18 protein-coding genes are annotated in these 18,842 nt (G+C 55.4%); 3 read left to right on the top strand and 15 right to left on the bottom strand.

Annotated features, from left to right (window positions below; translation table 11 throughout):
- Positions 1-133: 133 nt before the first annotated feature.
- The 5 genes from hemG to F8R23_RS22595 form a co-directional block, all read right to left on the bottom strand.
- Positions 134-667, bottom strand: a complete 534-nt coding sequence (gene hemG, locus F8R23_RS22615; protein ID WP_112349317.1) for a menaquinone-dependent protoporphyrinogen IX dehydrogenase — start codon at positions 665-667, stop codon at positions 134-136.
- A gap of 22 nt (positions 668-689) precedes the next feature.
- Entirely contained in the window at positions 690-2,141 is a 1,452-nt protein-coding gene (gene trkH, locus F8R23_RS22610; protein WP_012004734.1) for a Trk system potassium transporter TrkH, read from the bottom strand.
- A gap of 34 nt (positions 2,142-2,175) precedes the next feature.
- Positions 2,176-2,790 (bottom strand): IMPACT family protein, encoded by a 615-nt coding sequence (locus F8R23_RS22605; protein WP_085116549.1) that lies wholly within the window; start codon positions 2,788-2,790, stop codon positions 2,176-2,178.
- Positions 2,790-4,121 carry a Xaa-Pro dipeptidase gene (gene pepQ / locus F8R23_RS22600; protein ID WP_129936309.1) on the bottom strand — a complete coding sequence of 444 codons (1,332 nt, stop codon included), beginning with the start codon at positions 4,119-4,121 and terminating at the stop codon, positions 2,790-2,792. Before pepQ ends, F8R23_RS22605 begins: the two co-directional genes overlap by 1 nt.
- Before the next feature lie 117 nt (positions 4,122-4,238).
- The gene (locus tag F8R23_RS22595) at positions 4,239-5,435 is read right to left on the bottom strand and encodes an MFS transporter (RefSeq protein WP_129936308.1); all 1,197 of its coding nucleotides are present in this window, start codon (positions 5,433-5,435) and stop codon (positions 4,239-4,241) included.
- Between the two features lie 233 nt (positions 5,436-5,668).
- Between F8R23_RS22595 and fadB the strand changes: the two genes are divergently transcribed.
- A complete protein-coding gene (gene fadB / locus F8R23_RS22590; RefSeq protein WP_129937806.1) occupies positions 5,669-7,858 on the top strand; it encodes a fatty acid oxidation complex subunit alpha FadB in 2,190 nt (729 codons plus the stop codon).
- A 10-nt stretch (positions 7,859-7,868) separates the two neighbouring features.
- Complete coding sequence (gene fadA, locus F8R23_RS22585; protein WP_012004729.1) at positions 7,869-9,032, top strand: acetyl-CoA C-acyltransferase FadA; 1,164 nt, start codon at positions 7,869-7,871, stop codon at positions 9,030-9,032.
- Between the two features lie 170 nt (positions 9,033-9,202).
- Here fadA and fre read toward each other — a convergent pair whose 3' ends face one another.
- From fre to pepE, 3 genes are all read right to left on the bottom strand, one after another.
- Entirely contained in the window at positions 9,203-9,904 is a 702-nt protein-coding gene (gene fre, locus F8R23_RS22580; protein WP_085116546.1) for an NAD(P)H-flavin reductase, read from the bottom strand.
- Positions 9,905-9,954: 50 nt separating this feature from the next.
- Positions 9,955-11,451 carry a 4-hydroxy-3-polyprenylbenzoate decarboxylase gene (gene ubiD / locus F8R23_RS22575; RefSeq protein WP_099065500.1) on the bottom strand — a complete coding sequence of 499 codons (1,497 nt, stop codon included), beginning with the start codon at positions 11,449-11,451 and terminating at the stop codon, positions 9,955-9,957.
- An 88-nt stretch (positions 11,452-11,539) separates the two neighbouring features.
- On the bottom strand, positions 11,540-12,265 hold the full coding sequence (gene pepE / locus F8R23_RS22570) for a dipeptidase PepE (protein ID WP_129936305.1): 726 nt from the start codon (positions 12,263-12,265) through the stop codon (positions 11,540-11,542).
- A 244-nt stretch (positions 12,266-12,509) separates the two neighbouring features.
- Here pepE and rfaH point away from each other — a divergent pair, with 244 nt between their 5' ends.
- Positions 12,510-12,998, top strand: coding sequence for a transcription/translation regulatory transformer protein RfaH (rfaH, locus tag F8R23_RS22565; RefSeq protein ID WP_112349322.1), 489 nt, complete (start codon positions 12,510-12,512; stop codon positions 12,996-12,998).
- 44 nt (positions 12,999-13,042) lie between these two features.
- Here the strand turns inward: rfaH and hemB are convergent, their stop codons facing one another.
- From hemB to ubiJ, 7 genes are all read right to left on the bottom strand, one after another.
- Complete coding sequence (gene hemB, locus F8R23_RS22560; protein ID WP_112349323.1) at positions 13,043-14,065, bottom strand: porphobilinogen synthase; 1,023 nt, start codon at positions 14,063-14,065, stop codon at positions 13,043-13,045.
- A 14-nt stretch (positions 14,066-14,079) separates the two neighbouring features.
- The gene (tatD, locus tag F8R23_RS22555; RefSeq protein WP_151416045.1) at positions 14,080-14,862 is read right to left on the bottom strand and encodes a 3'-5' ssDNA/RNA exonuclease TatD; all 783 of its coding nucleotides are present in this window, start codon (positions 14,860-14,862) and stop codon (positions 14,080-14,082) included.
- A 51-nt stretch (positions 14,863-14,913) separates the two neighbouring features.
- A complete protein-coding gene (gene tatC / locus F8R23_RS22550; protein ID WP_012004722.1) occupies positions 14,914-15,684 on the bottom strand; it encodes a Sec-independent protein translocase subunit TatC in 771 nt (256 codons plus the stop codon).
- A gap of 3 nt (positions 15,685-15,687) precedes the next feature.
- Positions 15,688-16,254, bottom strand: a complete 567-nt coding sequence (gene tatB, locus F8R23_RS22545) for a Sec-independent protein translocase protein TatB (protein WP_151416044.1) — start codon at positions 16,252-16,254, stop codon at positions 15,688-15,690.
- 3 nt (positions 16,255-16,257) lie between these two features.
- On the bottom strand, positions 16,258-16,521 hold the full coding sequence (gene tatA / locus F8R23_RS22540) for a Sec-independent protein translocase subunit TatA (RefSeq protein WP_085116539.1): 264 nt from the start codon (positions 16,519-16,521) through the stop codon (positions 16,258-16,260).
- Between the two features lie 80 nt (positions 16,522-16,601).
- A complete protein-coding gene (gene ubiB, locus F8R23_RS22535; RefSeq protein ID WP_112349326.1) occupies positions 16,602-18,233 on the bottom strand; it encodes a ubiquinone biosynthesis regulatory protein kinase UbiB in 1,632 nt (543 codons plus the stop codon).
- Positions 18,230-18,838, bottom strand: coding sequence for a ubiquinone biosynthesis protein UbiJ (gene ubiJ / locus F8R23_RS22530; protein ID WP_129936303.1), 609 nt, complete (start codon positions 18,836-18,838; stop codon positions 18,230-18,232). The genes ubiB and ubiJ overlap by 4 nt, the downstream gene beginning before the upstream one ends.
- Positions 18,839-18,842 lie beyond the last annotated feature (4 nt).

Here is an 18,842-nt window from a genome sequence, read left to right as displayed (position 1 = left end):
GTTAGAGGAGTCGTTGTTCCCGGTCAGTGGAGGCGCATTATAGGGAGTTCTCAGAAGGCCGCAACCCCTAAATGCAAAAAACTTTTCAAGCGCGGATTTTTTCGGCAAAGCGCTGCACAAGCCAGCGGTTCCGTCATTTTTCATACTGAATATGACCAAACTCCTGAGCAAAACGGTCCACCTGCTGCCAGTCGGTGTACTCCACTTCTTTACTGGTATCCGTTTCGCCGCCCGTCATACGCATAATAAGTTGAATCATGACTCGATCGAACCAGCGATAACGTGGATAACGAAGCGCGCCGGCAAACACGACACACTGTTTTGGCTGCCAGGGGGAAGACAACAGGAACTTGCGGGTATAGGCGTTGGTTTGTGGCGAACGCTTGTCTGCCTTGCGGGCGGTCAGGTTCACGCTAAAGAATGCGCTCGGCATCAGGTTCAACTGTTCGGCATGACGCTTAACGAACTTTTCCAGCGTCGGATGGAAATGGCCATAGCGTATTGAGGCACCAATCAGTACCTGCTGATACTGATTAAGGTCGACATTTTCCGCCTGCAGCAAATCGATCACGTCGCAGCGCAGCGTATCCTGCAATTTGTTTGCTATATAAGAAGCGATAGAACGTGTTTGCCCATCACGGCTAGAATAAAGAATCAGTGCCTTCACGGCGTTACTCCTTCTATCAGGATCATTCACGCCAGAACGTCGGCGTAAACAGAACCAGTAGTGTAAAGACCTCAAGGCGCCCGAACAGCATCGTCAGAACCAGGATCCACTTCGCCGGTGCAGGCATAGTGGTAAAGTTATCCGCCACCACTCCCAGCCCAGGTCCAAGGTTGTTCAACGTCGCCGTTACGGCAGCAAAGGCAGAGAAATCATCAACGCCGGTGGCGATAATTGCCAGCATACTGACGATAAACACCAGCGCATAAGCAGAGAAGAATCCCCAGACCGCCTCCAGGATACGTTCCGGCAGCGCGCGGTTACCCAATTTAATAGTGTAAACCGCATTAGGGTGCACCAACCTTTTTAGCTCACGCGAGCCCTGCAAATACAGCAGTAGGATACGGATCACTTTCAGGCCGCCACCGGTCGAGCCGGCACAGCCACCTATAAATGCGGAACACAGCAACAGCATCGGCAGGAATAACGGCCATTTGGCAATGCTGTCAGTGGTAAAGCCCGCCGTTGTCGCCATCGACACCACTTGGAAGAACGCCTGATTGACCGTTTCCATTCCGGTTTTGTAGACCCCATGCCCCCACAGCACGGCGGTACACACCACTACCAGCGTCAACTGCACGGCAATAAACATGCGAAACTCAGGATCACGCCAATACACTTTTAGACTGCGGCCGCTCAGCAAGGCGAAGTGCAAGCCATAGTTACAACCGGAGATCAGCAGGAAAATCGCAATGATGGTGTTGATGGTCGGACTGGCGTAATAGCCGATGCTGGCATCGTGGGTAGAGAAACCGCCAATAGCGATGGTCGAGAAACTGTGGCCGATGGCGTCAAACACCGACATGCCAGCGCCCCAAAGTGCCAGCGCACAGGCAATAGTCAACAGAACGTAAATCAGCCACAGGGTTTTGGCCGTTTCGGCAATGCGTGGACGCATTTTGTTATCTTTCAACGGCCCTGGCATTTCGGCGCGGTACAGCTGCATGCCACCGACGCCGAGGATGGGCAGTATCGCGACTGCCAACACAATGATCCCCATCCCGCCCATCCATTGCAGCATCTGCCGATAGAACAAAATGGCTTTGGGTAGTGAGTCCAATCCCACCAGCGTCGTCGCCCCTGTGGTGGTTAAACCGGAAAACGATTCGAAGAAGGCATCGGTCAGCGAAAGATTAGGCCGCTCCGAAAATAAAAAAGGTAATGCCCCGACGCTGCCCAGCACCGTCCAGAACAACACCACAATCAGAAACCCCTCTCGTGGCTTCAACTCATGCTTTTGTTTACGGTTAGGCCACCACAGCATCAGGCCAATGGTTACCGCCACAAAGAAGGTCTGGCTGAATGCCCGCCCCGCCCCATCGCGGTATATCAATGCCACCAGACCAGGAATAAACATCGTCCCGGAGAACAGGATGACCAGCAAACCAACGATACGGGTTATAGCGCGAAAATGCATTTCAGCACGATCCTTAGCAATTCAGTTGGGGGAATTATTGCGAAATGGGGGTTAATTGCAAATTACCGCGACTGAGATCACGTAATTTATTCCCGAACGCCTCAACGCCGGTGACCGGTAAAGCCAGATGCAGCATGACGGAAGCACCATATTCCCCCTGTACAATCCGCCCTTCAGTTTGCTGCAACAGATTCTCTACCAACGCCAACTGAGCATAGTCACATTGCAAAGTATATTCGGCCTGCGGAATTTTGTAGCTCACGGCCAATTGCTTTAATGCCTGCTGCACACCACTGCCGTAGGCTCTCACCAAGCCGCCGGTACCCAACTTGATACCGCCGTAGTAACGTACCACCACGGCGGTGATTTCGCCGATGCCGCTGCCCATCAGCTGCGCCAGAATGGGTTTACCCGCCGTGCCGGAAGGTTCACCGTCGTCGGAGAAACCCAACTGCTGTGAGTCAGTCGGTGGCCCGGCGACAAATGCCCAGCAATGGTGCCTGGCCGCCGGATGCTCATCACGAACCTGCTGGATAAACGCCTTTGCCACATCAACCCCGCCGGTCGGTGCCAGCAGGGTGATGAAACGACTCTTCTTTATTTCTTCGCTGACACTAACGGGGCCTGCCGGGATCGGATAAGGCTGCATCAGGCCAGATTCAGATCGCGCGTCATGTTCTCGATACGCTTTTCGTGGATCACAATATTGTCTTCAATACGGATACCACCATAAGGTTTCAGTGCATCGATGCGATCCCAGGCAAAGTGTTGACTGAATTCACCGCTGCGCCATGGCGCCAGCAGGGACTCAATAAAATACATGCCAGGCTCAATGGTCAATACCATACCTGGTTGCAACACCCGAGTGCAGCGCAGGTACGGATATTTGGACGGAGCGGCCAGATGGGTACCCTGTTCATCCTGCATAAAGCCAGCTGAGTCATGTACCTGCAGCCCCAGAGGGTGGCCCAGACCGTGTGGCAGGAATGGCGTGGTCAGCCCCTGCTCTACCATGGCTTCTTCACTGATGCCACTCACCAGCTTGTGGCTCTTGAGCAGTTTGGCGACGCGTTGATGCATTTGCACATGGTAATCGGTGTAACGCACGCCAGCTTTGATGGTAGCCATCAGCGCCAGTTGCTCAGTGTTAAGATCTTTTATCAGGTGTGCAAAATCACTGCCGCTCTGGCCCGCGTAGGTTCGTGTCAAATCAGCGGCGTAACCGTTATATTCGGCACCGGCGTCAAGCAGGAAGCTCAGCATTTCGGACGGTGGCTGATGATCCAGCGTGGTGTAATGCAGCACTGACGCATGCTCATTCAGCGCAACAATGTTGTCATAAGGCACATCGGTATCGCGATGCCCCGTCGCCGTGAGGTAAGCCTGGTTGATATCAAACTCACTCATGCCGGACTGGAACGCCTCATGAGCAGCACGGTGCCCCATTACAGCGGTCTTCTGTGCTTCGCGCATACAGGCCAGCTCGTAGCCGGTTTTGATGGAACGATGGAAATCGAGGTAGTTCAACACCGCTTTCGGGTTGACGTTTTCCGCCAGGATACCCAGATCGCGAGCACGCTGCTGCGCATAGCCGATATAACCCACACGCTCACGCTGAGCAGGAAGCTGCTGCGCGATTTCATCAGCATTGGCCAGCGGTATCAGTTCAACGGACTTGGTCCAGAAACTCTCCGGCAGTGGCTCAACGCTGTGCCAGTAATCTACCGGCGAATAGAACCACAGCTTCGGTTTGTTAACGCCATCCACCCACAGCCAGCAGTTTGGCACTGAAGTGACGGGCACCCAGGCCTTAAAGTGTGCGTTCACTTTGAACGGGTAGCTACGGTCGTCCTGGAATATCCGTTGCAATTCCCCGGAGTGAATCAGCAACGCATCCAGTTTGTTACGCGTTAACACTTCACGCGCCCGCTTTTGTAGCTCTGCCAGGTGGTCGTTATACAAAGAAGCCAGTGTTTCCATCACAATACCCTTATACATACCATTAGAACGGAATGAGTCATCTTAGCACACCGTTCAGGTGCACCAACCCCATCAGCTCTGGCATGCGGAGCGGTTCGCAAATCACTGTAAACGTCGTTACATCCGTAGCTTAACAATTAGCCAGGCAATCAGCCCCAGTAACGCGATCGCGACCGCCCACAGGCCGTGATGTTCGAGCAAAACCGCACCGGCAGCGGCAATACCCGCCAGACACTGCTGCAGAAAACCACACAGTGCCATGGCATAGGCTCCCTGTTCTTTGGCATCGCTCACCGCCATCGCCATGCTGTTGGGGAACAGTACCGCCTGACCAAAAATCGTCAGGCAATACAGCGCGATGAAAACTGTCATACCGGAAAGCCCCACCAGCGTACCGCTCCACCACAGCAGCATGATCGCGATGGTGGTGACGGCGACAATACTCGTCCCTGCCTGTATCAGCCGCTTGCCGCCAATACGTGCCACCGTCCGGTTTACTGCCATTGCCCCGGTAAAGTAAGCCACGCCGATCACCAGCCCCAGCGCCCCAAAGGCGGTAACGTTCAGGCCAAACCCCTGCTGCATGATAAACGGGCTCACTTCCTGCAAGGTGACAGTGGTAGCAAACCCCAATCCGCCGACGATTGCTGGCCAGAAGAACCCCGGGCGACACAGAATAAGCCAATAGGTTGCCACCATGGCCGGGCGCTGGCCCAGGGTGCGACCCACTTCCAGTGGCAGCGTCACCATTAATAGCAGGATCGCCAACCCGGTCAGCCCCATCAGGACAAAACCCATTTGCCAGTGTGAATACTGACTAAGTAACCCACCGACAAACTGCCCACCGCCCAACGCGGCGATAAAGGCTATCGACAGAACCGAGAGACGCCTTGCCAGCTCATCGCCACTCCAGTTATCACGAACAATAATTCGCGCGATGATCGCAGCACCGCCGGCGGCCACCCCCTGCAGCGCCCGCAGCATCAATAATTGAGTACCGTTACTGCAAAACGCCAGCAGCGCACTGCAACTGATAAACAACGCCAGAGATAATGTCAGCGGCAGCCGACGGCCAAAACGATCGGCTGCCGCCCCCCAGAACAATACCGGCAGGGCGGCACCTATCACGAATATCGATATCGAAAGCTCGGTGGCGCGGCGCGTCATTGCCAGTTCCTGCATCACCGTCGGTAATGAAGGTAAATACACCGTCGTCGCCATCTGAGCCATAAACACCAGCAGGCAAGCCAACGTCATGGTTCTGGCGGGAATACTCCAGAAACCGCTGTGTTTTGCACATATCGCTTTACTCATTTCGCACCTCTGCATGGGTAGCGCTCTGCTCTGGCAAGTGTATGAGTGCTTTTACACGCCGACAAATCACCATAAAGCATAAAATATAACTTCGTTTTAAATCAAAACACTAACCCAACGCCATGTGATCAGACCAGCAAAAATGCAATCTCTCATTTGCATATTGTTAACATAAAAACCACACTCCTCATCATCTGGTCATACCAGATCAAACGCTGATTCAGGAGATAGACATGCTCTACCAAGGCGAAACATTACAACTACATTGGCTCGACAACGGCATCGCCGAGCTGGTGTTCAATGCCCCAGGCTCGGTCAACAAGCTGGATACCCGCACCGTTGCCAGCCTGGGCGAAGCGCTCGCGGTGCTGGAAAAGCAGACCGAGCTGAAAGGCTTGCTACTGCGTTCCACCAAGGCCGCCTTTATTGTCGGCGCCGACATCACCGAATTCCTTTCGCTGTTTGCTGCCCCGGCTGAAAAGCTGCAGCAGTGGCTGACCTTCGCCAATGCGATCTTTAACCGGCTGGAAGATCTGCCGGTACCGACCATTTCGGCTATTAATGGCTATGCGCTCGGCGGCGGCTGTGAATGCATTCTGGCAACCGACTTCCGCGTCGCGTCACCGGATGCACGCATCGGCCTGCCGGAAACCAAACTGGGCATTATGCCGGGCTTCGGCGGTTCGGTTCGTCTGCCCCGCCTGCTGGGTAATGACAGTGCACTGGAAATTATCGCCGCCGGTAAAGATGTCAGCGCCAAAGACGCGCTGAAGGTCGGTTTGGTGGATGCGGTCGTTGCACCGGAAAAATTGGTGGAAGCCGCGCTGAAAATGCTGCAACAGGCCATTGAGGGCAAACTGGACTGGCGCGCTTATCGCCAGCCCAAGCTCGAGCCGTTGAAACTCAGCCCAATCGAAGCGGCCATGAGTTTCACCACCGCCAAAGGCGTGGTGCTGCAAACCGCCGGCAAACATTATCCGGCGCCAATGACCGCAGTAAAAACCATTGAGGCCGCCGCCAGGCTAGGCCGGGATGAAGCTCTTAAGCTGGAAACCGCCAGCTTTGTGCCATTGGCCCGTTCCAAAGAGGCGCGCGCGCTGGTTGGTATCTTCCTTAATGACCAGTTTGTGAAGGGTCAGGCGAAGAAGCTGGCAAAAGGTATCGAAGCACCGAAGCAGGCTGCAGTGTTGGGGGCCGGTATCATGGGTGGCGGTATCGCCTACCAGTCCGCGCTCAAAGGCGTGCCGGTGATCATGAAAGACATCAGCGACAAGTCCCTGACGCTCGGTATGAATGAAGCCGCCAAACTGCTGAACAAGCAGTTGGAACGTGGCAAGCTGGATGGCATGAAGATGGCCCAGGTGCTGTCGACCATTCAACCGACGCTGGATTATGCCGGTATCGAACGCGCACAGGTGATCGTCGAAGCCGTGGTCGAGAATCCAAAGATTAAGGCAGCAGTACTGTCCGAAGTGGAAGGGCTGATCGGTGAAGATACAGTGCTGGCGTCCAATACCTCGACCATTCCGATTAATCACCTGGCAAAATCGCTGAAGCGCCCACAGAATTTCTGCGGCATGCACTTCTTTAACCCGGTACATCGTATGCCACTGGTGGAAATTATCCGCGGTGAGCAGACCAGCGACAGCACCATCGCCGCCGTGGTGGCCTATGCCAGCCGTATGGGCAAAACGCCGATTGTGGTTAACGATTGCCCAGGGTTCTTCGTCAACCGCGTATTGTTCCCGTATTTTGCCGGTTTCAGCATGCTGCTGCGCGACGGTGCAGACTTCCGCCAGATCGACAAAGTGATGGAGAAACAGTTTGGCTGGCCAATGGGCCCGGCTTACCTGCTCGACGTCGTGGGGATTGATACCGCACACCACGCCCAGGCGGTGATGGCGGCCGGTTTCCCGGAGCGTATGGGGAAAGATTACCGCGACGCTATCGACGTGATGTTCGATAACCAGCGTTTTGGCCAGAAAAACCAGCTGGGCTTCTATCGTTACAGCCAGGACAACAAAGGCAAGCCGCGTAAAGACAACGATGAGCAGACCGATGTGCTGCTGGCCGAAGTCAGCCAACCGCGTCAGACCATCAGCGACGAAGAAATTATCGCCCGTATGATGATCCCGATGATTAACGAAGTGGTGCGCTGCCTGGAAGAAAACATTATTGCCAGCCCGGCCGAAGCCGATATGGCGCTGGTCTACGGCATCGGTTTCCCTCCGTTCCACGGCGGGGCATTCCGTTACCTGGATACGCTTGGTACCGCCAATTATGTCGAACTGGCCCAGCGTTATGCGCATCTCGGCGCTTTGTATCAGGTGCCTGCCGGCCTGCGCGCCAAAGCTGAACATAATGAAAGCTACTACCCGGTGGCAGCCCCGCTGTCCGATGTCTCCACTGGCCAACCGGCATGAGGTCATAAAGATGGAAAACGTAGTTATTGTTGATGCCGTACGCACGCCGATGGGCCGCTCCAAGGGCGGCGCCTTCCGCCAGGTACGTGCTGAAGATCTTTCCGCTCACCTGATGCGCGCCGTACTGAGCCGCAATCCGTCGCTGGATGCCGCCGAAATTGACGACATCTACTGGGGTTGCGTGCAGCAAACGCTGGAGCAGGGCTTTAACATCGCCCGTAACGCTTCCCTGTTGGCCGAGATCCCGCATAGCGTTCCTGCGGTCACCGTCAACCGACTGTGCGGTTCCTCCATGCAGGCGCTGCACGATGCCGCACGCGCCATTATGGTCGGCGATGCACACGTCAGCCTGATTGGTGGCGTAGAGCATATGGGCCACGTGCCGATGAATCACGGCGTGGATTTCCACCCGGGTCTGAGCCGCAGCGTGGCAAAAGCCGCCGGTATGATGGGCCTGACCGCCGAGATGCTGGCCAAGATGCACAATATCAGTCGCCAGATGCAGGATGAGTTCGCAGCACGCTCGCACCAACGCGCGCATGCCGCCACTCTGGCCGGCTATTTCAAGAATGAAATCATCCCAACCACCGGCCATGACGCCGACGGGGTGCTGACCCGCTATGACTTCGACGAAGTGATCCGCCCGGAAACTACCGTCGCCAGCCTTGCGGCACTGCGTCCGGCATTCGACCCGGTCAACGGTACCGTCACCGCTGGCACCTCTTCGGCCTTGTCTGACGGTGCCTCCGCCATGCTATTGATGAGTGAGTCACGAGCCAAAGCGCTGGGCCTGAAAGCCCGAGCCCGCATTCGTTCGATGGCGGTGGTCGGTTGCGATCCTTCCATCATGGGTTATGGCCCGGTCCCTGCCAGCAAGTTGGCGTTGAAACGCGCCGGACTGAGCGTGCAGGACATCGATCTGTTTGAACTGAATGAAGCCTTTGCCGCCCAGTCACTACCGTGCATCAAGGATCTAGGGCTGTTGGACAGCATTGACGACAAAATCAACCTGAACGGTGGCGCCATTGCCTTAGGCCATCCATTAGGCTGCTCGGGTTCACGTATCTCTACCACCCTGCTGAACAATATGGAACGCCGTGACGTGCAGTTTGGTCTGGCGACCATGTGCATCGGTCTGGGTCAGGGGATTGCCACCGTCTTCGAACGCGTTTAGCTGTGTCTAGTTGGGATGACTGCGTCAACACTTAAAACCGCAGCATCCCGCCAAGTTTAGTTGCCATACTTCCCGCCTGTCAGGGGCGGGTTTTTTTATGCCTGAAATCCGCTGACGCCCCAATAAAAAGGGGCAGCCATTGGCCACCCCGTTTGATACCGCTTCGCGCCTCAGATAAACGAGAAGGCGTCGCCAAACATATGCGCTTCCAGTGCGCCACGTTCGGCACAGAAACGTTCGCGAGCGATTTTCGCCATCTCGAAACGGCCGGCAATATAAATGTCGTGTTCTGCCAGCGTGCCGAAGTCCTGCAACACCGCGCTGAGCACCGTGCCACTACGGCCACGCCACTCTTCTTCCGGCTGTTCAACCACCGGGATCACTTTCAGATTCGGGTGCTGCAACGACAAGGCTTCCAGTTCACTCAGGTCATACAGGTGCTTCAGCTCACGCCCGCCCCAGTAGATAGAGATATCGCGATCCGGCTGCTGTTCCAGTGCGGCCAACAGAATCGAGCGCGCGTAGGAGAACCCCGTACCGCCGGCGATCAACACCAGCGGACGGCTGCCTTCTTCACGCAGCCAGGCGTCACCGTGCGGAATATCAACGGTAATCGCCTGCTCTTTCAGAATACGGTCCATCACCGCCATGGCGTACAGATTCAGCTCCGAAGCGCCAATATGCAGCTCAATGTAATCCTTGTCTGTCGGAATCGATGCCAGTGAGAACGGACGCTTGTCGCGCTCATCCATCACCACCATCAGATACTGCCCTGCCTTGAAAGAAAACGGTGCCTCAGGCACCAAACGTACCCGATAAACCGTATCGGTAATGGCCTCTACGGAGGTCACTTTACAGCTCAATATTGTCATGCGTTCCCTCTGTCGGGTCATCAATGCAAAACTGAGAACAAAGCCTGGCGCTACAGCGTCGGTTCTCTGTCACTGAAAATTGCGAGCTCATCCCAGATGTCATCGACGCGCGCACGCACCTTTTCATCCATCTGAATCGGACGGCCCCATTCGCGCTGGGTTTCACCCGGCCATTTATTGGTGGCATCCAGCCCCATCTTCGATCCCAAACCGGAAACCGGTGAGGCGAAGTCCAAATAATCGATCGGCGTATTCTCCACCAAAACGGTATCCCTTGCCGGATCCATTCGGGTGGTGATCGCCCAAATCACATCATTCCAGTCGCGTGCGTTGACGTCATCGTCACAGACGATAACAAACTTGGTGTACATAAACTGACGCAGGAACGACCAGACACCCATCATTACGCGTTTGGCATGACCGGCATACTGTTTCTTGATAGTCACCACCGCCAGGCGATAAGAGCAACCCTCAGGCGGCAGATAGAAATCAACAATTTCCGGGAACTGCTTTTGCAGGATCGGGACGAAGACTTCATTCAGCGCCACGCCCAACACCGCCGGTTCATCCGGCGGACGACCGGTGTAGGTCGAGTGATAAATGGCGTCACGACGCTGGGTGATATGGGTGATGGTGAATACCGGGAAGTGGTCTATTTCGTTGTAGTAACCGGTGTGATCGCCATACGGACCTTCAGGCGCCATTTCACCCGGCTCGATATAGCCTTCCAATACGATTTCCGCACTGGCGGGCACTTCCAGATCGCAGGAGATGCACTTGACCACTTCGGTTTTGTTGCCGCGCAGCAGCCCGGCAAAGGCATATTCAGACAGGGTATCCGGCACCGGTGTTACCGCGCCGAGAATGGTGGCGGGATCTGCGCCCAGCGCAACCGCAACCGGGAAACGCTCACCGGGATGCGCCTGGCACCATTCCTGGTAATCCAGCGCGCCGCCGCGGTGCGACAGCCAACGCATGATGACTTTATTCTTGCTCAGCACCTGTTGGCGATAAATGCCCAGGTTCTGTCGCTCTTTTTGTGGCCCGCGGGTCACGGTCAGGCCCCAGGTGATCAGCGGTGCGGCGTCTTCCGGCCAGCAGTGCATCACCGGGATACGGCTGAGATCGACATCATCCCCCTGCCATACCTGCTCCTGACAAGGTGCTGAACCCAACACCTTGGTCGGCATGTTCAACACTTGCTTGAACTTCGGCAGTTTATCGAACAGATCGCGAAAGCCCTTTGGCGGCTCCGGCTCTTTAAGGAACGCCAGCAACTTGCCGACCTCGCGCAACGAGCTGACATCCTCCTGGCCCATCCCCAGCGCTACGCGACCGGGAGTACCGAACAGATTGCACAGCACCGGCATGTCGTACCCTTTAGGGTTTTCAAACAGCAATGCCGGGCCGCCCGCACGTAAAGTACGATCGGCAATTTCTGTCATTTCCAGATAGGGATCAATCGGCTGGCTAATGCGTTTTAGTTCGCCTCTCTTTTCCAGCAACGAGAGGAAATCGCGTAAGTCACGGTATTTCATGCTGATCATTATAACGGCCAGTGAGGAGGGCATTATAGGCCCTCTTCACGGTTGTTGCTGCACTTTTGTTAAACACCGGTAAAGACCTCACCCGCACTCAGTGGCACGTGAACGGCACCAGAGGGCTTAATGCCTGCGTATCCTGATACTCCTGGGTCTCCACGCCGTGGCGGAACACCTTGAAGCCCTGGTCTCTGGCACTGAAATAACGCAGATCATTGCCCTCAACGTGCAACAGGCTGCCTTCGCGCAGCGCCACCACAGATTCGCTCGGATTGACCGCACAGAACTCCGCCAGGCGCTCATCACGGGTTTCACCCATGTGGCCACTGATATGGGCGTCAATGTAATGCGGGTTAATTTGTACCGGGAACAGGCTCAACGCCGGCAACACGACGCTGTTGCGTACCGGCATGTCATTGGTGGTACGAATGCTAGGCGTGGCCACGTTACACCCGGCGCTCCAGCCAACATAGGGAATGCTGCGTTCACCAACGGCTCGCTGGATCGGGACGATCAGGCCCTTCTCATGCAGCATCTGGTTCAGCATCCAGGTATTGCCGCCGCTGACCAAAATACATTCAGCCTGTTCAATCGCCGCGGCAGGAGACTCGGCATGGTGAATACTGGTGACCTTGATGCCTAAAGTTTGCGCCAGATCCTGCGCGCGCTGATCGTAATCACTGCGGATCATGGCATATGGGATGAAAACGGCGGAGGTAATACCGCGACGCGCGATCATCGCCAACAGGTGGCTCTTGGCATAGCCCAGCAGTTCACTCTCACCGGACAGCTTGCCGTTGCTCAATAGAAATAACTCCATTTCTCCCCCTCAATCAAAAACGATGAATACCGTCACATCAGGCGACAGCGCCTCAAGGCATACTGCGACGGTAGCAAATTTTCAGCCCTCTGTTATACCCAAGCCGTGCGGATAAGTGTGTGACCCCTCGCTAATTGCCAACGATTCATACAGATAGCGGCTGTTACATGCTGAAACTTGCATCACTATGTATCCGTAATGGCTTTTGATATGCTTACCGGCTGACAGAAAGGCATGTGAAATTATGGAATCCTGGTATCTACTGTATTGCAAACGCGGCCAACTTTTACGGGCGCAAGAACATTTGGAACGGCAGGAAGTGAACTGCCTGAGCCCGATCATTACGCTGGAAAAGATCGTGCGCGGTAAACGCATCGCGGTCAGCGAACCTTTGTTCCCCAACTATCTGTTTGTGGAGTTCGATCCGGAGCGTATCCATACCACCACCATCAGTGCAACACGTGGTGTCAGCCACTTCGTGCGCTTTGGTTCGACGCCGACCACCATCCCGCAGAAGGTGATTGAAGAGTTGCAGACGCATACCAGCGAAACCTACTTCGATCCGGAAACGCCGCAACCGGGAGACAGCGTGTTGATCGTCGACGGTATGTTTGAAGGCCTGCAGGCGATTTACACCGAGCCGGATGGTGAAGCACGCTCAATGCTGTTGCTAAATCTGATTAACAAACAGGTCAGTCAAAGCGTGGATAATCGACAGTTCCAAAAACTGTAATGCAAAAAGGCGCCTAGGCGCCTTTGTTATTGGAGACTGGCGGCTTAGCGCTGCATTGCTTCGTCATGCATCCACTGAGCGACCCGCTTGGCGAAGTAGGTCAGCACACCATCGGCACCGGCACGCTTAAAGCACATCAACGACTCCATCACCGCCGGCTGTTCCTGCAACCAACCGTTCTGAATCGCCGCCATGTGCATCGCATATTCACCGGAAACCTGGTAGGCGAAAGTCGGCACACCGAAGGTGTCTTTTACCCGACGCACCACGTCCAGATACGGCATGCCTGGCTTCACCATCACCATATCCGCGCCTTCCTGCAGATCCTGTGCAATTTCCTGCAGGGCTTCGTCGCTGTTGGCTGGGTCCATCTGGTAGGTTTTCTTGTTGCCGCCTTTCAGATTGCCGCTGGAACCGAGCGCATCACGGAATGGGCCATAGTAGCAGGACGCATATTTGGCAGAGTAAGCCATGATCTGAGTATTAATCAGGCCCTGATGTTCCAGTTGATCGCGGATCGCACCGATGCGGCCATCCATCATGTCGCTTGGCGCCACGATTTCTGCCCCGGCTTCGGCATGGGACAGTGCTTGACGCACCAGGATCTCTTTGGTGATGTCGTTAATGACATAACCCTGGTCATCAATGATGCCATCCTGACCGTGGGTGGTGTAAGGGTCGAGCGCCACATCCGTCAGAATGCCCAGCTCAGGCACCGCATCTTTCAACGCACGTACTGTACGCTGCACCAAACCGTCCGGGTTATAGGCTTCTTCTGCGTGCAGTGACTTCAGGCCAGACTCAATCACCGGGAACAGGGAGATCACCGGCACGCCCAGCTTGGCGATGGCTTCTGCTTCTTTAACCAGCAGATCGATGCTCATGCGCGATACACCAGGCATGGATGACACCGCTTCCTGACGGTTGCTGCCTTCCATAACAAATACCGGATAGATCAGGTCGTTAACCGTCAGTTGGTTCTCCGCCACCAGACGACGACTGAAATCATGACGGCGCACGCGGCGCATACGGCGACCTGGGAAGGTACCCGGAAATGCATAGCTCATAGTTTTCTCCTAACTCATTCCAGCCGGAATAACCGGCGGGCGTTCTCATCGGTTTTCTGCCCCAGCCATTCGGGGTCTTCTTGTCGCCAGGCGGCCACTTGCCGGACGATATGAGGCAAAAAACAGGGTTCGTTGCGGCGGGATGCAGGTTTCGGATGTAAATCCCGGGGCAACAGATAGGGAGCGTCGGTTTCCAGCAACAGACGATCTGCCGGAATATGCGGCAACAACGCACGCAATTCCAAGCCACGCCGCTCATCACAGACCCACCCGGTAATCCCCACAGACAGGCCTAGCGACAGGCAGCTTTCTAATTCTTCGGCGGTGCCGGTAAAACAGTGCGCCACGGCCGCGGGCAGTTTATCCAACCACGGCGCCAGCAGCGCGGCAAAACGTGCGTGTGCATCACGGCAATGAAGAAAAACCGGCATCGCCAACTCTGCCGCCAGCGCCAATTGTGCGCTGAAGGCCACTTCCTGCTGCTCTGGAGTAGAAAAATTACGGTTGAAATCCAGTCCACATTCGCCAATCGCCGCGACCTGCGGCAGGGAGGCCAACTCACGGAGTTGGTCGGCGACCCTATCGTCCCAACTGCTGGCATGGTGCGGATGCACGCCGGCGGTGGACCAGCAGAAACCCGCATGCTGTTGCGCCAGTTCACTGGCTGCCAGACTTTCCGGGAGATCGGTTCCGGTAATCAGCAATCCTTTCACGCCGGCGGCACGGGCACGATCCACTACAGCAGGGCGGTCTTTGGCAAACTGTGAACTGGTGAGGTTTACGCCGATATCAAACATGGTTTTCCAAAGCAAAAGCCGCCCATCGGGCGGCTTAGAAACAAACAGAAATTAAGGTGCCGGGGGTTCGTCACCCTCGTCTTCTTCTTCCGGCTGCGGACGACGCTTACCGGTGTAGAAACGGGCAAAGAACACGCCCACTTCAAACAGCAGGTACATCGGGATCGCCAGCAGGGTTTGCGAGAACACATCCGGCGGAGTCAACAGCATACCGACCACGAAAGCCCCGACCAGAACGTAAGGCCGTTTCTTTTTCAGGTCTTCCGGTGAAGTGACGCCACTCCAGCACAGCAGAATAATGGCAACCGGTACCTCAAAAGCCACGCCAAACGCCATAAACAGCGCCATGACGAAATCGAGATAGTTATTGATGTCGGTCGCTATCATTACCCCGGCCGGTGCGGTCTTGGCAAAAAAGCCGAATGCCAGCGGGAAAACGATAAAGTAGGCAAACGCCATGCCGAGATAAAACAGCAGGCTGCTGGAGACCAGTAAAGGCATCATCAGGCGGCGTTCATGCTTGTATAACGCCGGTGCGATGAAGGACCACACCTGATACAGGATCACCGGAGCAGACACAAACACCGAGACGATCATGGTCAATTTGATCGGGGTAAAGAACGGTGAAGCCACGTCAGTGGCGATCATGCTCGCCCCGGCGGGCAACTGCTTGATCAGCGGTGCTGACACCAGTTGGTAAATATCATTGGCGAAAAAAACCAGCACCAGGAAGATCGCCAGTATGCTGATAATCGAGTTTAACAACCGCTTACGCAGTTCTATCAGGTGACTGATAAGGGGTTGGGTATCTTCAACAGCCATGTTTTAACGATCGCCACTAGGTTGGTGAGACGCTGGGGTTTTATCCGCAACAGGTTCTGGGGTTGCCTGAACGCCCGAAACGACCGGTTGTTTAACCGGCTCGACCACGGGTTGTGCAACCGGCGGCGTTACCGAAACCACCGGCTCCGGCACGGCAGCCGGAGACGATGCCACGGCCGCGGCTTCTGCCGGCGTCACGCCGTCATGAATGGCTTCAGGATCGGTGACCAGAGGGTTATGGATGGTGGGCGCAGGTTCGGTTTTGATGTCACTGTCGCCCTGATAAGAACGTTTCAGCGATTCCGCCGCGTCTTTCAGCTCATCCATTGACGCCTTCAGCTCCGGCGACAAATTCTGCATGCCCGCCTTCTCTACCTTTTTCAGGCTGTCCTGCAATTCCTGCAGCTTCAGCTCCTGAGAAAGTTCGTTCTGCACCGAAGCCGCCAACGAACGCAGCGCGCGGATCCAGCCCGAAACTGTTCTTACCGCTACCGGCAACCGTTCCGGCCCGAGTACCACCAGGCCGATAACCAGAACCAGCAGCAGTTCACTAAACCCAATGTCAAACACGGTTTATACCTGCTCTTTGTTCTTCGACTCTTCCGTTTTCACTTCCGGCTGCTTATCGGTAATAGGCTTGGCCGTGAAGTCAGCGTCGTCCAGGCTGCTTTTCTCAGCCGTGTTGGTCGGCGGTGTATTTTCGTCACCGATCGCCTTTTTGAAGCCCTTGATTGATGCACCGAGATCAGAGCCCAAAGTACGGAGCTTTTTGGTACCAAACAGCAGCACCACGATCACTGCGATGATCAACAATTGCGTAATACTAATACCGCCCATTGCAATTACCTCTATTTTTACAGGGTTTTCTCAAAATCCGCCGCATTATACGGCAGATTTTACCAGAGTTTCGAATCAATTCAGGTGGTTCGCTTCCAGCCAATCACCCAGGATACGATGCCGGCCGCTATCAGCCATGCAGGGAACACTTCAACCTCCCCCAGCAGCAAAATCGTACCGCTTACCAACAGTGTAGCGCCAACGCCGAACAAATAACGCGATTGTCCCTGACGGACACGCTGGGCCTGCATCTGATTGGTCAGCTTATCAACGCTTTGTTGCAACAGTTTATGCTGCTGCAAGCTATCGTAAAATAATTCAGGCAGTTCGGGCAGTTTCTCGGCCCAAAACGGCGCTTTTTCTTTCAGTGCGCGGATCACCGCCGGTATACCGACCTGATCGCGCATCCAACTTTCCAGGAACGGCTTGGCGGTGGTCCACAAATCCAACTGCGGATAGAGCTGCCGCCCCAGACCTTCAACATACAGCAAGGTCTTCTGCAATAACACCAGTTGGGGCTGGACTTCCATATTGAACCGACGTGCAGTATTGAACAGGTTCAACAGCACGTTGCCAAACGAAATTTCCGACAGCGGCTTCTCGAAGATCGGTTCGCACACGGTGCGGATAGCGAACTCGAAATCTTCCACGTTGGTGTCGCGCGGTACCCAGCCAGAATCAACGTGCAGTTCTGCAACCTTGCGATAGTCACGATTGAAGAAGGCAATAAAGTTTTCCGCCAGATAGCGTTTATCGTCTTTGTTCAGCGAGCCGACAATACCGCAGTCAATGCCGATATAGCAGGGATCTTCAGGATGCTCATAGCTGACAAAAATATTACCGGGATGCATGTCCGCATGGAAGAAGCTATCGCGGAACACCTGGGTAAAGAACACCTGAACCCCGCGTTCGGCCAACAGTTTCATGTTGGTGCCCTGCTTTTCCAGCGTTGGAATATCCGAAACCGGGATCCCGTAGATGCGTTCCATCACCAACACGCTTTCGCGGCAGTAATCGGAGTAAACCTCCGGCACATACAGCATCGGGCTACCGTCGAAATTGCGGCGCAGCTGGATGGCGTTAGCCGCTTCACGCAGCAGGTTCAACTCGTCCAGCAAGGTCTTTTCATATTCGCGCACCACTTCACGCGGACGCAGACGGCGGCCATCCGGCATCAGCTTTGGCACCCAGGCTGCCAAACGGTACATCAGGCGGACGTCAGCCTTGATGATCGGCCGGATATCGGGCCGAATCACCTTGAGCACCACTTCCTGCCCGGTCGTTTTTAGCCGGGCGGTATGAACCTGGGCTATCGATGCCGAGGCCAGCGCCTGTTGGTCAAAATCATCAAACCAGGTTTCCAGCGGACCACCCATCGCCAACTCAATATGCTTGCGCGCCAGTGCCCCGTCGAACGGTGCAACCCGGTCCTGCAGCAGCGTCAGTTGATCGGCGATCTGTGGTGGGAACAGGTCGCGACGAGTGGACATCATTTGGCCAAACTTAATCCACACCGGTCCCAGTTCCTGCAGAGCCAAACGCAGACGTTCACCCAGAGGTTTATCCGCATGGCGGTTTGGCATCCAGAACAGCAGACGGCGGCCAAATCGCAGCGGCAACGTCAAACGCATCTGGGGGATAAGTTCATCCAGGCCATAGCTGAGAAAAACGCGGACGATCAAATACAGGCGGCGTAGTTCGCCAAGGGTCATCGTTTACCCTCCAACTTGTCCATGCGAGCACTCAGCGCTTCGAGGTTACGAACGGTGGCATCAACTTCCTCGTTGAACCACACCAATTCCAGTGGGCCTGGCGCCACACGCCACTCTTCCGTCAGCGTTTCCGCCACATAATGCTGTTGCCGCTGGAAGCCGGCCTTCAGCAGGTTAGCACCTTTACCGAGCACCTGCGTGACGCCCTGCGCGGCAATATCGCCGATGTAGGGGGCCAACCATTCAGCCGGATCCCACTCCGCCAGATCGAGCAGCCCAACCAGTTGCTGAACCACCTGAATATCACCTTCGACAATCAGCTCACCGCTGCGCATCAATGGTGAGAGTTGTTGGCGATCTCGCAGCTTCAGCAATACCGAAATACGGCTGCGCACCGTGCAGTCGGCGGTATCGTCAGACTGGCCAAGGACATCGACGCGTTGCTCACTGAAGACCAGCACCAGCGGTGAAGCAAGCTCCTGCAACTCAATACGCAATACCTTCCCCACCAGGCGCAGACGGGCGGCCTTCATGCTGCGATCGCGGAACAGCAGACTGTTGAGCGATGTTTCCAGCACGCCGGTTAACAACGGGGTTAACAGCATCGGC

The sequence above is a fragment of the Serratia proteamaculans genome (assembly GCF_008830365.1).
GTDB classification, from domain to species: Bacteria; Pseudomonadota; Gammaproteobacteria; order Enterobacterales; family Enterobacteriaceae; genus Serratia; species Serratia proteamaculans.
This window is presented reverse-complemented; position numbering and strand designations above follow the sequence as displayed.

Bases quoted from the DNA above. Each gene is read 5' to 3' on its own strand.
- trkH (WP_012004734.1), bottom strand. From the start codon at position 2,141: ATGCATTTTCGCGCTATAACCCGTATCGTTGGTTTGCTGGTCATCCTG.
- F8R23_RS22605 (WP_085116549.1), bottom strand. From the start codon at position 2,790: ATGCAGCCTTATCCGATCCCGGCAGGCCCCGTTAGTGTCAGCGAAGAA.
- pepQ (WP_129936309.1), bottom strand. From the start codon at position 4,121: ATGGAAACACTGGCTTCTTTGTATAACGACCACCTGGCAGAGCTACAA.
- F8R23_RS22595 (WP_129936308.1), bottom strand. From the start codon at position 5,435: ATGAGTAAAGCGATATGTGCAAAACACAGCGGTTTCTGGAGTATTCCC.
- fadB (WP_129937806.1), top strand. From the start codon at position 5,669: ATGCTCTACCAAGGCGAAACATTACAACTACATTGGCTCGACAACGGC.
- fadA (WP_012004729.1), top strand. From the start codon at position 7,869: ATGGAAAACGTAGTTATTGTTGATGCCGTACGCACGCCGATGGGCCGC.
- fre (WP_085116546.1), bottom strand. From the start codon at position 9,904: ATGACAATATTGAGCTGTAAAGTGACCTCCGTAGAGGCCATTACCGAT.
- ubiD (WP_099065500.1), bottom strand. From the start codon at position 11,451: ATGATCAGCATGAAATACCGTGACTTACGCGATTTCCTCTCGTTGCTG.
- pepE (WP_129936305.1), bottom strand. From the start codon at position 12,265: ATGGAGTTATTTCTATTGAGCAACGGCAAGCTGTCCGGTGAGAGTGAA.
- rfaH (WP_112349322.1), top strand. From the start codon at position 12,510: ATGGAATCCTGGTATCTACTGTATTGCAAACGCGGCCAACTTTTACGG.
- hemB (WP_112349323.1), bottom strand. From the start codon at position 14,065: ATGAGCTATGCATTTCCGGGTACCTTCCCAGGTCGCCGTATGCGCCGC.
- tatD (WP_151416045.1), bottom strand. From the start codon at position 14,862: ATGTTTGATATCGGCGTAAACCTCACCAGTTCACAGTTTGCCAAAGAC.
- tatC (WP_012004722.1), bottom strand. From the start codon at position 15,684: ATGGCTGTTGAAGATACCCAACCCCTTATCAGTCACCTGATAGAACTG.
- tatA (WP_085116539.1), bottom strand. From the start codon at position 16,521: ATGGGCGGTATTAGTATTACGCAATTGTTGATCATCGCAGTGATCGTG.
- ubiB (WP_112349326.1), bottom strand. From the start codon at position 18,233: ATGACCCTTGGCGAACTACGCCGCCTGTATTTGATCGTCCGCGTTTTT.
- ubiJ (WP_129936303.1), bottom strand. From the start codon at position 18,838: ATGCTGTTAACCCCGTTGTTAACCGGCGTGCTGGAAACATCGCTCAAC.